This window comes from Flavobacterium sp. YO12 (assembly GCF_004119495.1).
Lineage (GTDB): Bacteria > Bacteroidota > Bacteroidia > Flavobacteriales > Flavobacteriaceae > Flavobacterium.
Window position 1 is genome coordinate 38,007 of record NZ_NRQU01000003.1, and the last position, 14,967, is coordinate 52,973.

Consider the following 14,967-nt stretch of genomic DNA (forward strand, 5'->3'; position numbering starts at 1 on the left):
AGTATTATGGGAGAATTTTTCGTTCGCAGACCAATTGTTGCTATTGTAATAAGTATTATTATTGTAATACTTGGATTACTGGCACTACAAAAAACGCCTATTTCACAATATCCTGACATCAATCCGCCTGTTGTAAAAATTACTACAAGTTTTACAGGAGCTAATGCATTGAATGTTGAACAAGCTGTTGCTACACCAATTGAACAAAAGGTAAATGGTGTAGAAAATATGTTATACATGAAATCTACCAATACTTCTGATGGAGCTTGTACCATTGAGGTAACTTTTGATGTAGGAACCAATTTGGACAATGCCAATATGCTTACGCAAAACAGGCAGAATCAATCTTCGCCTTTTATGCCTTCAAGTGTAAAACAACAAGGTGTTGTGGTAAAAAAGTCACTTTCATTCCCAATGATGTTGTTTACAGTAACATCAAACAATCCAAAATATGATGCTAAATTTTTAAATAATTATGCCAGTATCAATATTGTAGATCAATTGGCACGTATAAAGGGTGTTGGAGAAGTTTCACTCTTTGGAGGAAGTGATTATTCAATGCGTATTTGGCTAAAAGCAGATGTAATGAGCAAACTAGGCGTTACTGTTGATGATGTCAAAAATGCATTGAATGCTCAAAACATGATTAGCCCGGGAGGAAAATTTGGAGCTGAGCCTGCACCGCCCGGAACCGAGTTTACTTATGGTGTTACACTGCAGGATCGTTTAGTTACTGAAAAACAATTTGGAGAAATTGTTGTTCGAAGTAAAAAAGACGGTGCTCAGGTTTTACTAAGTGACATCTCAAGAATTGAATTAGGAACTGAAAATTATAGTTCTTCTGCTCGTCGTAACAGCTCTCCAAGTGCGGTAATGGCAGTTTATCAAATGCCGGGCAGTAATGCTCTCGAAGTGGCTAAACTAGCCAAAAGCACCATGAAAGACTTGTCTGAAAAATTCCCAAAAGACATAGAATATCAAGAATCATTAGATACTACTCTTGCCATTACTGCAGGAGTTGATGATATTGTTCATACGCTCTTTGAAGCTATTATACTAGTAATTTTGGTCGTTTTTATTTTCCTTCAAAACTGGCGTGCAACATTAATACCTTTAATCACAGTCCCAGTTTCTTTAATAGGCACAATTGCCGTTTTCCCATTATTAGGATTCTCTATAAATACACTTTCGCTTTTAGGATTAGTATTAGCTATTGGTATCGTAGTTGATGATGCCATTGTTGTTGTAGAAGCCGTAATTCATCATATCGAAAAAGGAAAAAGTCCGCGAGAAGCAACAATTCAAGCAATGCGTGAAGTATCTGGTCCTGTAATTGCAATTGCCTTAATTTTGATTGCTGTATTTGTACCTGTTGCAATGACTCCAGGAATTACAGGTCGTTTTTATCAGCAGTTTGCCATAACCATTGCCGTCTCTGTAGCATTCTCTGCATTTAGTGCCTTATCTTTAAGTCCCGCTTTATGTGCCATGCTGTTGAAACCAACTAAACCAATCGAAGAACAAACAGGCTGGTTAGCTAAGTTTTTTACTGGATTTAATAGAATTTTCGAAAAAGTAACGGGCAGATACATAAAAGGAGCCACTTTTTTTGCCAAAAAATCAATGCGAATTGTTGTATTACTGGCAGTTATTCTAACTGCGGTTGTATTACTAGGCAAAAAAATTCCGTTGGGATTCATTCCTGAAGAAGATCAAGGTTATGTATTGGTCAATATGTCTTTACCGCCCGCATCTTCATTGCAACGTACTGATGAAGTATCAAGAAAAGTGGATAGTTTTTTAAAAGAAGAAAAATCAATACTGTCCTATACTACCATAAACGGGTTTAGTATGCTTACGAATTCTTACCAGCCTAATAGTGCATTTGTTTTCATTTCATTAAAACCTTGGGAAGAAAGAGAAGAAACCTCTAAACAATTTGTTGACAGAATAAACAAAAAATTTGCAACTCAAATAACGACTGCTTCTGTATTTGGATTTGGTCCTCCGGCAATTCAAGGTCTTGGCGCGTCTGCCGGTTTTAGTTTAATGCTGCAGGATAAAGGCGGTAACACGCCGCAATATTTAGCCGAGCAAACTCAGGCTTTTATAGCGGCAGCTCAGCAGCGCCCTGAAATAAAACGTATTTACACCACCTTTAATGCTGGTTCTCCGCAAATTAAACTTGATATTGATAATGACAAAGCCATGAAACTGGGCGTACCCGTATCGAAAGTTACAGAAGCTTTAGGTGCATTTTTAGGAGGAAGTTATGTAAATGACTTTAATCGTTTTGGGCGTCAGTATAAAGTTTTCATACAAGGTGAAGCTGTTAATAGAGTAAAGCCAGAAGATTTGAATTTAATTTATATCAAGAATAATGATGGCGATATGCTGCCAATATCTACATTAGTTACGGCGACAAAAGTTATGGGGCCAGATTTCACCAATCGTCTAAATCTATTTAGATCTGCCGAAATTGGAGGAAGCCCTGGTGACGGTTACAGTAGTGCCCAAGCCTTACAAGCTTTAGAGGAAGTTGCCAAACAAACTCTGCCTTCAGACATGGGCTACGATTACATCAACCTTTCCTATCAAGAAAAACATTCTCCCGGCGGAAGTTCAGTATTTATAATGGCATTAGTTTTTGTATTTCTAATTCTAGCCGCACAGTACGAAAGCTGGAAACTGCCTTTTAGTGTTTTACTTGGTGCCCCTTTTGCCGTTTTTGGTGCATTTTTAGGGCTGCTTTTAGCGAGAATTGGAAGTGATGCATATGTCAACAACGTTTTTGCTCAAATTGGACTAGTACTGTTAATTGGATTAGTCGCCAAAAATGCCATTCTAATTGTCGAGTTTGCCAAAGAAGAATATGAAAAAGGAAAACCGCTTTATGAATCAGCAATGGTAGCAGCAAAACTTCGTTTTCGACCAATTTTAATGACCGCCTTTGCTTTTATTCTTGGAGTTGTTCCGCTGTTAACCGCTACAGGAGCAGGTTCTCAGGCTCGAATTGTAATGGGAATGGCAGTATTCAGCGGTATGTTAATCGCTACCGTTTTAGGTGTATTAATTGTTCCCGGCTTATTTGTAATGATTGAAAACATCGGTAAAAAGAAAGATGATGAGATCGTAACATCTGAAAATAATATGGACTCAAAAACTACAGACCATGATTAAGAAATACAAAATAATCGTAGTTATATTTATACTTTCACTACTACCGGTGGGCTGTATGGTGGGACCAAAATATACTAAACCAGAACAGCTAAAGTCAGATTCTTATAAAAACGAGAGAAATTTAGATACACTGGCTTCTGTAACCAACTTAAAATGGTTTGATCTATTTAATGATGATGTTTTAAAAGATTTGATTACAAAAGGACTTCAAAATAATTATGATTTAAAAATTGCAGTCGCTAGAATTGATCAGCTTAGAGCAGAATTAGGATACTCTAAAACAAATTTATTGCCTTCATTTCAATATGGAGCAACAATAAACAGCAATGAGAAAAACTTAACGCCATCGAATGTTGGAGCCAGTATGTCATGGGAAATTGATTTTTGGGGAAGATACCGCCATGAAAATAATGCTGTACAAAATGAACTTCTTGCGACAGAAGAAGCTCGAAAAGTTGTTTTGTCTGATATTGTAAGCAGTATAGCTACAGCTTATTTTCAGATGCGAAACTTTGACGATCAATTGGAAATTGCAAAACATACTCTTTCTACTAGAGAAAAGTACTATGAAATTATAAGCAAAAGATTTGAAAGCGGTTATATCTCTGAGGTTGATAAAGTTCAAATTGAACAGCAGGTTGCCATAGCGCAAGCCGCCATTCCTAATATCAAAAGGCAGATTACCTATCAAGAAAATGTTATTTCTCTTCTTACAGGTCAGCTTCCATCTGAAATTCCGCGAGGAAAATCTAACACTGAACTGCGAGTTGTAAATGAAATACCATTATCAATTCCTTCTTCCTTATTAGAAAACAGACCTGATGTAAAAGCTGCAGAATTAAAGTACAAAGCTTCAAATGAAAGAATTGGAACAGCTCAGGCCATGCGTTTTCCTTCTCTAAACCTTGCCGCAATTGCAGGATTTGCTAGTGCCGATTTAAGCAATTTATTTTTAGGAAGTTCCTATGCTCAGAATGCATCGGCTGGAATTGCCGGACCAATATTTGCTTTTGGAAAAAACAAACGAAGAGTTGAAATATACAGACAACAGGCTGAAGAGCTCAAATTTTCTTATCAAAAAACTTATATTTCTGCTGTTACCGAAGTAGAACAATCTATTCAAAACATCAAAACCTACAAAGAAGAATGGGAAGCTCGCAACAGACAGGTTAAAGCGGCTTTAATAAACTTTAATCTTTCTCGAGAAAGATACGACAGCGGCTACGTTTCTTACTTAGAAGTCCTAGATGTAGAAACTAATTTATTTAATGCTCAATTAAGCTTAGCACAATTATCTGAAAGACAATTAAGCTCGATGGTGGAGTTGTATAAAGCACTTGGCGGGGGATGGAGCTTATAAAGGCGCAAAGGTTCAGAGTGACAAAGGTTCAAAGGTTTCTTAACATACTCTAAAAAACAAAAAAGCACTATTTTCATAGTGCTTTTTTTTAATCTTTGTCCCTCTGTGCCTTTGCTACTTTGAACCTAACGAATTAACAAAACTCATTAAATGCATCTTGCAAATTCTCAGCGATCATTTCAGCTGGACGACCTTCAATGTGGTGACGCTCTAACATGTGAACCAATTCTCCGTTTTTGAACAAAGCCATAGATGGCGATGATGGAGGAAATGGGAACATATGTTGTCTTGCAGCATCAACAGCTTCTTTGTCTACACCAGCAAAAACTGTAATAAGATGATCTGGTTTTTTAGCACCTTCTAAACTCATTTTTGCTCCTGGACGTGCATTTCTTGCAGCACAACCACAAACAGAGTTTACAACAACTAAAGTGGTACCTTCAGCTTTGATAGCATTATCTACAGCCTCAGCACTATGTAAATCTTGAAAACCTGCAGCAGTTAATTCAGCTTGCATTGGTTTTACCATTTCTTCTGGATACATATTTTTTATTTTTAAATTTTACTTTTGAATTGCAAAGTTACAAAGTTTACTCGCAACTACTTAATTTGAAGTATAAAGTTTTGTTATAGTTCGATCGATTTAGTCAAAAATTGTAAAGTCTTAAATCAAAAGTCAAAACCAAATTGAAAAATAACCTCTTTTTAAAATAAAACGCATAATTAACTTGATTACAATGGCATAATCTTATTTAGTGAATTTCTTTTGGTACGGATAAGTTTCATAAATAGTATTGTCTTCATTAATCGAAAATCCTTTCGCCGCATCCTCTCTAGCAATTCCTACCAAAGCCACAACTTCTTCTCTTGGCTTACCTTGTTTCAGCCAGCAAATTGCTTTGTAATATTTAGCATCTGAGAATTCAGGATAGATTTTTAGAGCTTTGTCAAAAATAGCAATTGCTTCATCCCATTTTTTAAGTTCATACTTTGCAATTCCCTGATAAAAATAAGCCGTAGCATGTTCTAGTTGTTGTCTGTTTTTATAAATATCATTTACATAATCATCAAAAAGCTTTTCTGCCTTTTCGTATTCGTTCAACTGAAGATAGCAAAGCCCTTTATAAAAATTAAACGAATGATCCATAACATAGCTGTTTCCGTATAATTTTATTGCTTCATCAAAATCAATAATAGCTTCTTTATATTCACGCGAAAAAATGCATTTCATAAAAGCACGATAAGACAGCCAGCGATCTTTATTATAAAAAACAGCTTTATTTAAATATTGCATTCCAACTTCATATTTTTTACACTTAAAATACGGCATTGCTTTTTGCTGCCAGAGATAGGCAACAGTACTGTCTTTTTTTAATCCCTGATCAAGGCAGTCCTGCCATTCAGCCATTTCGAAAACATAATTGTGTTTTTCGGCGCAATTGGTTAAAAACTCCTCCACAATAGCATCATGCACTTTATTTGTAGAAACTTGTCCAGATGATAAAAGAGTAAAAAAGAAAGAAATTCCTAAAGTAATATTTTTCAAAGGTTATTGGTTTTGGTTAATTTTATTTGAGAGAAAAATCACCCTAAATAACGCTTTAATAAATGGGATTTTTGGACACTTTAAAATAACTTTAACATCTTCCCAAAAACTCGTTTCTTCGTCTAAGAACTTAAAAATCAATTGAGGATTTCCTTTTCTAAATAAAGAAGAAAAAATAGAACTTCCTAATTCATTATGACGATACAAAATATCCAACAACAGTAAATCATAAAACCAAAATCGGCTTCTCTTGTGAAAATCTTTCATTTTGAAATTCTCATCTTGAAGAAAATCAACTAATTCCGAAGATTTTTTATCCGAATTTTTAAAGGTATAGCCTGTACTTGCTTTTGTCCATCCGCCTGCAGTTCCAATGTTTAAAACCCTTTTTGTGTTTTTCTTCCAAAAAGGATAACAAGTCATCGGGATACTTCCCTGCTCTTTTTCTTTAATTTCATATTTCTGAATTCCGAGTTTTTCCAAATAAACTTGAATTTCACTTTCGTATTCTTCTGTAGAAAGCCTTTTTTCTGAAAACAAAGTATATTCAACCAAAGCTTCAGTTGTAGAAGTCGGCAAAACATACATAAATCGAGTATTCCCTTTTTGTTCAACCGAAAAATCCATAAAAGTGACTTTTTCGGAATTAAAAATTTCAGTTTCAGTTTTCACAAACCAACCCACAAAATGCTGTTGTAAAACTGGGTATTTGTTTTGACTTTCGGCAAAAGCCTTTGTGTAAATACTATTGAATAAACGATTACAGGTATATCGATTTTCTTCCGTACCCACAAAAACATGAGTTTCGAGTTCGTTTATATCCGTAACTTTCTCGTTCGAAAAAGTAACATTTGGCTGATTTGAAATAATTTCAAAAACGAAATTATAAAAATCTAATCCATTGATTTTATTATATGTATAAGGGCTAAGATCTAAATCACGTTTAAAATCTTGATTCGCAAACAAAGCCAAATCCCATTTTTTTGAAATAACAGGATTCCAAATTGAATCTTCCTTTTCCCAAAAACACCAAGTTCTGTCGTTTCTTTTCTTTGAATCTTGATCTAACAGCAAAATAGATTTATCTGAAAATTTTTCAGCTAAAATCATTTTGTAAACTGTCATTAAAGCAGCCAGCCCAGTTCCCGTAAAAATGTAATCGAAGTGTTTGATTTGCGAAGAATTCATTCTCAAAAATAAGAAATTTTATTCTTCCAATTTTTCTAAAAGAAGTTTAAAATCTTTTGGACTTAAATAGTTGTTGTACTGAAGAATGATTTCATAATTCTCATTCAAAACGCATAAAACCGGATATACAATTTGGTTGTTAATTGTTCCAAGCTGCAAAGCCAGTTCATGAACGCCAACATTATTTCCTGAAGGTTTGTATTTAAATATCTTATTGTTAAAAGCAATATTGCGTTTTTCTTCGGCATTAAAATCAATGAAATAGAAATTTGAATTTAATATTTCAATGATTTCTTTATTCTTAAAAGTTGTCGCTTTCATTCTTTGGCAAAACTGACACCAATCAGTATGAATGAAAACGATGATTTTTCTTTTTTGAATTTGCTGCAAACTATCTACTTCTTCAAAAGTTCTACTCTTTAACTGGCAGAATCCTGTTGAAGTTATTCCTAACAAGCAAATTAAGAGAAATAGCTTTTTCATTGTTTTGTTTTTTTTCACAAATTAAAAAAGATTTTTTCGCCACGAATTGCACGAATTTGCACAAATTAGTGCATAGTAAAATTTTAAAATTCGTGGAAATTCGTGCAATTCGTGGCAACATTTTGGAATCTTTTTAACCTTCGATCCCGATAGCTATCTGGAGTGGCCTATAAATTTATCTCAAAGTATATCGTAATCCTACAAAACCACGAATAGTTTGGTTTTGCCCGTAAACATAAGTTGTATCAAAAGTTAAACCGTATGGATTATCAGGCGTAACCAATACTTTTCCAGCCGAATCATATTGTACATTTTTATCGAAAGGATCGTTTGCTCTCGAAATCAAAAATGGATTATTCCGCATTGGAGTAAAATTAAGCAGATTTTTTACTCCGCCGTAAAGCTCAAAATTTTTCCATCCTGTATACGTAAACTGAATATTTTGAATACTGTACCAAGGCGAGTTTGGATTTCTTGGATCATATTCGTTCAGCAAAGGCAGCTTCATTGGGCTGTACACATTTCCGGTATAATCTAATAACAAATTCCAAGGTTCAATCTTATACGAAATACTCCAAGTTCCCGTAAAGTTTTCTGTTAAAAAAGGGCGTGAAGCAATTCCATCTTCAACATTTTTATTATCCAAAAAAGTCGCGCCGAGAATAAATTTCAATCCATTGGTAAAATTCACATCAACATTAGTGCTGATTCCTTGACTTAAAGCATATCCATCAATATTATCATAAATAATTTTGTTAGGATCAGTCTCGTAATCTGAAATTATTTTATTGCTGAATCGTGTATAAAAAGCAGTCGTTTCAATACCCATAAATGTTCCATTTCCGAAATTAATCTTCTGAATATAATTCAAATTAACATTTACAGATTTTTCTGGTTTCAAATCATTCTGAATTACAACATCTCGAGAACCTGTAAGTGCTGCGTGATCTTCGGTAAATAAATTCACAACTCTAAATCCTGTTCCAGCATTCAATCTAAAAATAGTATTTTCATTTGCTTTTAGGCGATAAGCAAATCTTGGCGTAAAAATCGAACCATGAATGGAGTTATAATCATAGCGCGCTCCTAACAAAATTTGGCTTTTGGGAGAAATTGTAATTTCATCCTGAACAAAAATTCCAGGAAGCCAAGTACTTTCAGCTTCTTTTGTTGCCGTAGTGTTATCATCATAATAAGAATATCGAGTGGCAATTCCGGCAAGGAAATCATTTCTGCCTATTTTTTTATCCCAAGTCAATTGCAGAAAACCAATTTTTTGATTTGCTATATACGAAGTTGTTCCGTAACGACTGTCCTGATAATGCACGTTTCCAGAGAAAGAAAGCATTAATTTCTCTTCAAACGGTAATTGATAACTTCCTATCAACTCTCCTCTTTTTGTATAAATACTTTCGCCATAAATTTCGTCGCCGCCTCGATATTTTTTCTCCCATCTTACATCTCCACCCCACCGATCTTCATACATTCCGCGTGCTGCAATGGTAAACAAACGATTATTATTTCGACGAAAACTCCATTTATTAAAAACTGAAATACGATCAGAAAGCGTGACATCTGTAAAATTATCCTTGTCTTTATCGATAACCTGATCATAATTGAAGTAATTAATTCCTAAAAGTGAAGTTGCTTTTTTTCCAACATTAAATTTCATTCCCAAATCAAGATTATTCTCAAAATAAGTTGTTGTAAAATAATCTGCAGAGAACATTGGTGCATTTGTTGGATTTTTAGTGATAATATTAATTAATCCGCCAACCGCCTCACTTCCGTAAAGAGAAGAAGCGGGACCTTTTACAATTTCAATTCTCTCGACCAGCGAATTTGGTATTCCTGACAAACCATAAACTGTCGAAAGACTGCTTACAATTGGCATTCCATCAATCAAAACTAAAGTATAAGGCCCTTCCAAACCGTTTATATGAATATCACCCGTGTTGCAAACGCCGCAATTGAGCTGAGGACGAACGCCATTTACATTTTGAAGTGCATCGTAAATACTTGGTGTTGGGTTTTTCTTGAAGAAAACGGGCGAATAAACCTCAACTGGAACAGCACTTTCTAATCGCTTTACGGCTTTTAAAGTCCCAGAAACTACTACTTCATTAAGCTGATTCTCATTATCGGTCAATTCAAAATCATAAGATTGAATAGAATCTTTAGTTACTTCTATTTTCTTTTTCAGGGTCTGAAATCCCATTTGAGAAACCTGAATGGTGTAATTCCCAAAAGCAACATTCTCAAAAGCATAAAACCCTAAACTGTCCGTAACCGTTTTTTGCTTTGAACCTAATAAATGAACATTTGCGGCTTGTATTTTCCTTCCTTCTCCAGATATAAAACCCGATACTTTTGTAGTTTCTTGTGCAAAAGAAAAGTGTAAATTAAATAATATCAATATCCAAATTGAATTTTTCATCGTGGTAAAATTAAATTTAGACAAAACTAAAAATTAAATTTGACAAATATTGTTTCTGTTTAAAATAATTTTAAACGGATTGAATTCAATGTGTTAGATTTTTATTTTTTTTAAAGATCTAAAACAAAATAAACTCAATAAAGTCAAGCTTTATCTGGATCTTTCATGAATGATACAAACAAAGACTTTAAACATAATTAAAATTTGGCTAAAGCCCTTTTGAATACAAATCGTATTCCCCTAGCTGAAACTAGTGGCTATGAAAAAATCTAAACGTTCCATTTTACAAAGCCGACAGCTTTTAAAAACCTATCTAATTTAACATCAAAAATCCTCATCAATAAGTTCTTTATTAATCACAGCTCCGGCAAACGATCCTGTAGAAACTGCTATTGAGACAGATCGCATTTGAGTCGTGCAATCTCCACTTGCATAAATACCGGCAATATTTGTTTTTTGCATTGCATCTACTTTTAGCAAACCTTGCTCGTTTAAATCACAACCTAATGTTACGGGCAATGAACAATGTTGTTCTAAAGGCGGTTTCGCATACACAGCCTTTACAGCCGTTTTTTTACCATTTTTGAAGACAATATATTCCACATATCCATTTGTATGCTCAAAAGCTTCAATTTCATCCACAAATAGGATAACTCCATGTTTTTTTAAAGCATCAATTTGATCTAAAGTCAAAGTTGATTTTCCGTTCGTACATAATCTAAGATCTTTTGTCCAATTTGAAATCAGCTTTGCATATTCAAAAGCCATTTCACCATTAGCAATAATTGCCGTTTTTTCGTTCTTAACTTCATAACCATGACAATACGGACAATGCAAAACTGAAATTCCCCAGCAATCTGCAAAACCTTTAATTTCAGGAAGTAAATCTTTAACGCCAGTTGCAAACAAGACTTTTCTAACGCCGAAAACTTCACCAGATTCTGTTGAAATTTCAAATCCGTTTTCTCTCTTAACCGCTCCTACCGCAAGTCCATTATAAAAATGAATCGTTTTATAAAGATCAACCTGCAATTTGGCTTTCGCCGAAATAACAGCCGGTTTTTCACCGTCCTGCGTAATAAAATTATGAGAATAAGGTGTCTGCCTGTTACAAGGCAAACCACTATCGATAACCAAAACCTGACGCAGAGCGCGCCCCAAACTCATTGCCGCTGACAAACCGCTATAACTGCCGCCAACGATAATTACATCAAAATTTTTCTGTTTCATAACAATGCTTTTTTAATGATTTTGTTTTTTGTGTAATTTGTAATTGATCAAATGCCCGATAATCATTCCGATGCCTCCCAAATAAATTAAATCTGAATGTATGTCTAACACCAGCTCGCTTAAAATGCTTATCCAGATCAACATCATTGAAACAACTAGAATTGTTGAGACTAAAAGAGCAGATTTTTTAATAATTTTGAAGATGGCAAATAAACCTATTGAAGCAAATAATAAATCGATAATTGGATTGTGACTTAAGCCTAAAGGCAAAATGGTTAAGAGTGGAAAAATTAAACAATGAACCAGGCAAATAGTTGCACTCGAAATTCCTAAAATATCGTAAAAGGATGTTGTTGTTTTCTTCATTTCTTGTATTTTTGCTTAATGCAATTTTGTTGCAAATATACACATTAAAACCAAACGCAACATTGTTGCGTTAATTTTTTAATTTATAAATAGAATGAAAACCACACGCAATACTACAGCAAAGACAGCCGTTTTAGAGATTTTTGAGAAATCTAAAACAGCTCTGTCTCATACCGAAATTCAAAAACAATTGAACGAGATATGCGATCGTGTCACTACTTATCGAATTTTAGACCGTCTGGTTAACGATGATATTATTCATAAAATTTCAAATCTAGACGGCACAGTAAAATATGCAAAATGCAATCATTCGCATCAGCGTGTCCATATACATAACCATGCCCATTTTAGCTGTGAAAACTGTCATGAAATTACCTGCCTCGAAAATGTAAAGCCAAGTTATATTATGCCGCATAATTATAAAGTAAACGAGATAAATTTTACATTATCAGGATTATGTCCAAATTGTTTAAATTCTAACATCTAATATTTAGACTCGCCTAAAAATATTGTTCTGCGAATATAATTTATCCCTATATTTGTTAAAACAATACTTTTAAAATGACCAAATCTTTAGAAGAGGTAAACCAATCGGTTGCTACAGAACATAAAAAAACAGGTTTTAGAAAAATATTAGCCTTTCTAGGCCCCGCATATCTAGTAAGTGTTGGATACATGGATCCCGGAAACTGGGCAACGGATATCGCCGGCGGAAGTCAATTTGGTTACACTTTAGTCTGGGTTTTATTAATGAGTAACTTAATGGCTTTGTTGCTGCAAAGCTTAAGTGCGCGCTTAGGAATTGTAACGCAGCGCGATCTTGCGCAGGCTTCAAGAGAAACCTATTCAAAATTCATTAATTACATTTTATATTTTCTGGCAGAAATTGCCATTGCCGCCTGTGATCTTGCAGAAGTTCTTGGAATGGCGATTGGAATTAATTTATTGTTTGGAATTCCACTTTTCGAAGGTGTTTTAATAACGGTATTAGATACTTTTCTTCTCTTATTCTTAATAAATAAAGGAATTCGAAAAATGGAGGCCTTTATAATTGTTTTGGTCGCAATTATTGGTCTTTCTTTCATTTTTGAAATGATTTTTGCACAACCTGAAGTTCCTAAAATCCTTGCGGGCCTTATTCCATCAATTCCAAATTCGGCAGCTTTATACATCGCGATCGGAATTATTGGAGCGACTGTAATGCCGCACAATTTATATCTGCATTCTTCTTTAGTACAAACTAGAAAATTTGACCGAAGTCCAGCAGGCATAAAACAAGCTTTAAAATACAATTTAATCGATTCTACGATTGCCTTAAACTTAGCTTTCTTCGTAAACGCCGCAATTTTAATTCTTGCAGCTGCAACTTTTCATAAAAACGGAATGTTTGAGGTTGCTGAAATACAAGACGCACATCAATTTCTAGAACCACTATTAGGAACAAAATGGGCTCCAATTTTATTTGCTGTTGCCCTTATTGCTGCAGGACAAAGTTCTACTGTAACGGGAACTCTTGCCGGACAAATTGTAATGGAAGGTTATTTGCATTTGCGTATTCAGCCTTGGGTTCGTCGTATTCTAACTCGTTTAATTGCAATTGTTCCCGCGTTAATTGTTATATCAATTTATGGCGAAAGTGTTACTGGAAAATTGTTAATCTTAAGTCAGGTAATTTTAAGTCTTCAGCTTGGCTTTGCTATTATTCCTTTAATTCATTTTGTGAGTGATAAATCTAAAATGAATGGTTTTCATATCTCTAAAACTACTCAAGCCGTTTCTTGGATCATTGCTGCGATCATTGTTTCATTAAATGCTAAATTGGTTTATGACGAAATAACTACTTGGCTTGCTACTTCAGAGCATCCCGCAATAATATGGTTTACGGTTGTTCCGCTTGCTTTTGGTTTTCTAGCTTTGTTACTTTATATCATTGTAAAACCATTTATTGCCAGAGCAAAATCAAACATCGAGAATCACTCTCCACACCATCTTAAATTACAATATGTTCAAAAAGAGATCTACAACAAGAAAAACATAGCCATTTCTGTTGATTTTTCTAAGGCTGATGAAGCGGCGCTTAACAATGCGTTTGAACTGGGCGGAATTAACGCTCAGTACACTTTAATTCATATTGTTGAAACAGTAGGAGCATTAATGTACGGAGGAAATATTGCCGACCATGAAACTACTATAGACGGAAAATTATTGCTGGAATATAAAGATATGCTTTCGCAGAAAGGGTTTAAAATCGAAACTGAACTTGGTTTTGGAAAACCTAACACTGTGATTCCAAATATTGTTAATCAAGGAAATTTTGATGTTTTAGTTATGGGAACTCACGGCCACACCGGATTAAAAGATATTCTTTTTGGCACTACAGTAGACAAACTCAGACATAAAATTTCGATACCTTTGTTGATTGTTAAATGAAATAGGTTCAAAGCCCCAAAGTAACAAAGTGACAAAGGTTTTTTCTTTGCTCCTTTGCTCCTTTGTCACTTTGTCCCTCAAAAAGAAAAAAAATGACTTTTTCAGAAGAAAACTACCTTAAATCTATATACCACCTTACAGCTTCTCTTGAAACTGAGGTGAGCACGAATGCTATTGCCGAAATGATGGAAACTAAAGCTTCATCTGTTACCGATATGCTTAAAAAGTTAGCCGAGAAAGATTTGGTTAACTATAAAAAATATCAAGGTGTTTCGTTAACTGAAAATGGAAAACTGGCGGCAAAAATGATTGTTAGAAAGCATCGCTTATGGGAGGTTTTTCTTGTTGAAAAACTAAATTTCAGCTGGGATGAGGTTCATGATATTGCAGAACAATTAGAACACATAAAATCTGAGCAGCTAATAAATCGTTTGGATGATTTTCTTGGAAATCCGACTGAAGATCCACACGGAGATCCAATTCCAGATGCAAATGGCCGAATTATTAAGATCGAGAAACAACTGCTTTCTGAATTATCCGAAAATCAAACAGGCGTTTGTGTTGGGGTAAAAGACACTTCATCAGAATTCTTGAAGTATCTGGACAAGCAAGGAATTGCTCTAGGTTCTAAAATAGAATTTCTTTCTAAAGAATCTTTTGATTTATCGGTTAAAATAAAGGTTGACAACAAAGAATTGTCTATTTCGAACAAAATTGCTTCTAATTTATTTGTGAAATTAGTGTAGA

12 protein-coding genes are annotated in these 14,967 nt (G+C 34.4%); 5 read left to right on the forward strand and 7 right to left on the reverse strand.

Features of this window, described 5'->3' with window-relative positions; genetic code table 11:
* Positions 1 to 6: 6 nt before the first annotated feature.
* Positions 7 to 3,180, forward strand: coding sequence for an efflux RND transporter permease subunit (locus BOW55_RS01520; protein ID WP_129022672.1), 3,174 nt, complete (start codon positions 7 to 9; stop codon positions 3,178 to 3,180).
* On the forward strand, positions 3,173 to 4,540 hold the full coding sequence (locus BOW55_RS01525) for an efflux transporter outer membrane subunit (RefSeq protein ID WP_129022673.1): 1,368 nt from the start codon (positions 3,173 to 3,175) through the stop codon (positions 4,538 to 4,540). Before BOW55_RS01520 ends, BOW55_RS01525 begins: the two co-directional genes overlap by 8 nt.
* Positions 4,541 to 4,673: 133 nt before the next feature.
* Here BOW55_RS01525 and BOW55_RS01530 read toward each other — a convergent pair whose 3' ends face one another.
* The 7 genes from BOW55_RS01530 to BOW55_RS01560 form a co-directional block, all read right to left on the reverse strand.
* Positions 4,674 to 5,084: a BrxA/BrxB family bacilliredoxin gene (locus tag BOW55_RS01530; protein WP_089053444.1), complete on the reverse strand. Its 411-nt coding sequence runs from the start codon at positions 5,082 to 5,084 to the stop codon at positions 4,674 to 4,676.
* Between the two features lie 204 nt (positions 5,085 to 5,288).
* Positions 5,289 to 6,086 (reverse strand): tetratricopeptide repeat protein, encoded by a 798-nt coding sequence (locus BOW55_RS01535; protein WP_129022674.1) that lies wholly within the window; start codon positions 6,084 to 6,086, stop codon positions 5,289 to 5,291.
* A gap of 3 nt (positions 6,087 to 6,089) precedes the next feature.
* A complete protein-coding gene (locus BOW55_RS01540; protein WP_129022730.1) occupies positions 6,090 to 7,274 on the reverse strand; it encodes a lycopene cyclase family protein in 1,185 nt (394 codons plus the stop codon).
* An 18-nt stretch (positions 7,275 to 7,292) separates the two neighbouring features.
* A complete protein-coding gene (locus BOW55_RS01545; RefSeq protein ID WP_129022675.1) occupies positions 7,293 to 7,757 on the reverse strand; it encodes a thioredoxin family protein in 465 nt (154 codons plus the stop codon).
* 175 nt (positions 7,758 to 7,932) lie between these two features.
* Positions 7,933 to 10,194, reverse strand: coding sequence for a TonB-dependent receptor (locus BOW55_RS01550; protein WP_129022676.1), 2,262 nt, complete (start codon positions 10,192 to 10,194; stop codon positions 7,933 to 7,935).
* A 324-nt stretch (positions 10,195 to 10,518) separates the two neighbouring features.
* Positions 10,519 to 11,424 carry an NAD(P)/FAD-dependent oxidoreductase gene (locus tag BOW55_RS01555; protein ID WP_129022677.1) on the reverse strand — a complete coding sequence of 302 codons (906 nt, stop codon included), beginning with the start codon at positions 11,422 to 11,424 and terminating at the stop codon, positions 10,519 to 10,521.
* 12 nt (positions 11,425 to 11,436) lie between these two features.
* Positions 11,437 to 11,790, reverse strand: coding sequence for a MerC domain-containing protein (locus BOW55_RS01560; protein ID WP_129022678.1), 354 nt, complete (start codon positions 11,788 to 11,790; stop codon positions 11,437 to 11,439).
* Between the two features lie 94 nt (positions 11,791 to 11,884).
* On the opposite strand from BOW55_RS01560, the gene BOW55_RS01565 reads away from it, so the two are divergent.
* The 3 genes from BOW55_RS01565 (at position 11,885) to BOW55_RS01575 (ending at position 14,966) form a co-directional block, all read left to right on the forward strand.
* A complete protein-coding gene (locus BOW55_RS01565; protein WP_129022679.1) occupies positions 11,885 to 12,277 on the forward strand; it encodes a Fur family transcriptional regulator in 393 nt (130 codons plus the stop codon).
* Between the two features lie 74 nt (positions 12,278 to 12,351).
* Positions 12,352 to 14,220: an Nramp family divalent metal transporter gene (locus BOW55_RS01570; RefSeq protein ID WP_129022680.1), complete on the forward strand. Its 1,869-nt coding sequence runs from the start codon at positions 12,352 to 12,354 to the stop codon at positions 14,218 to 14,220.
* 92 nt (positions 14,221 to 14,312) lie between these two features.
* The gene (locus BOW55_RS01575; RefSeq protein WP_089053453.1) at positions 14,313 to 14,966 is read left to right on the forward strand and encodes a metal-dependent transcriptional regulator; all 654 of its coding nucleotides are present in this window, start codon (positions 14,313 to 14,315) and stop codon (positions 14,964 to 14,966) included.
* The last annotated feature ends 1 nt before the right edge of the window (position 14,967 follow it).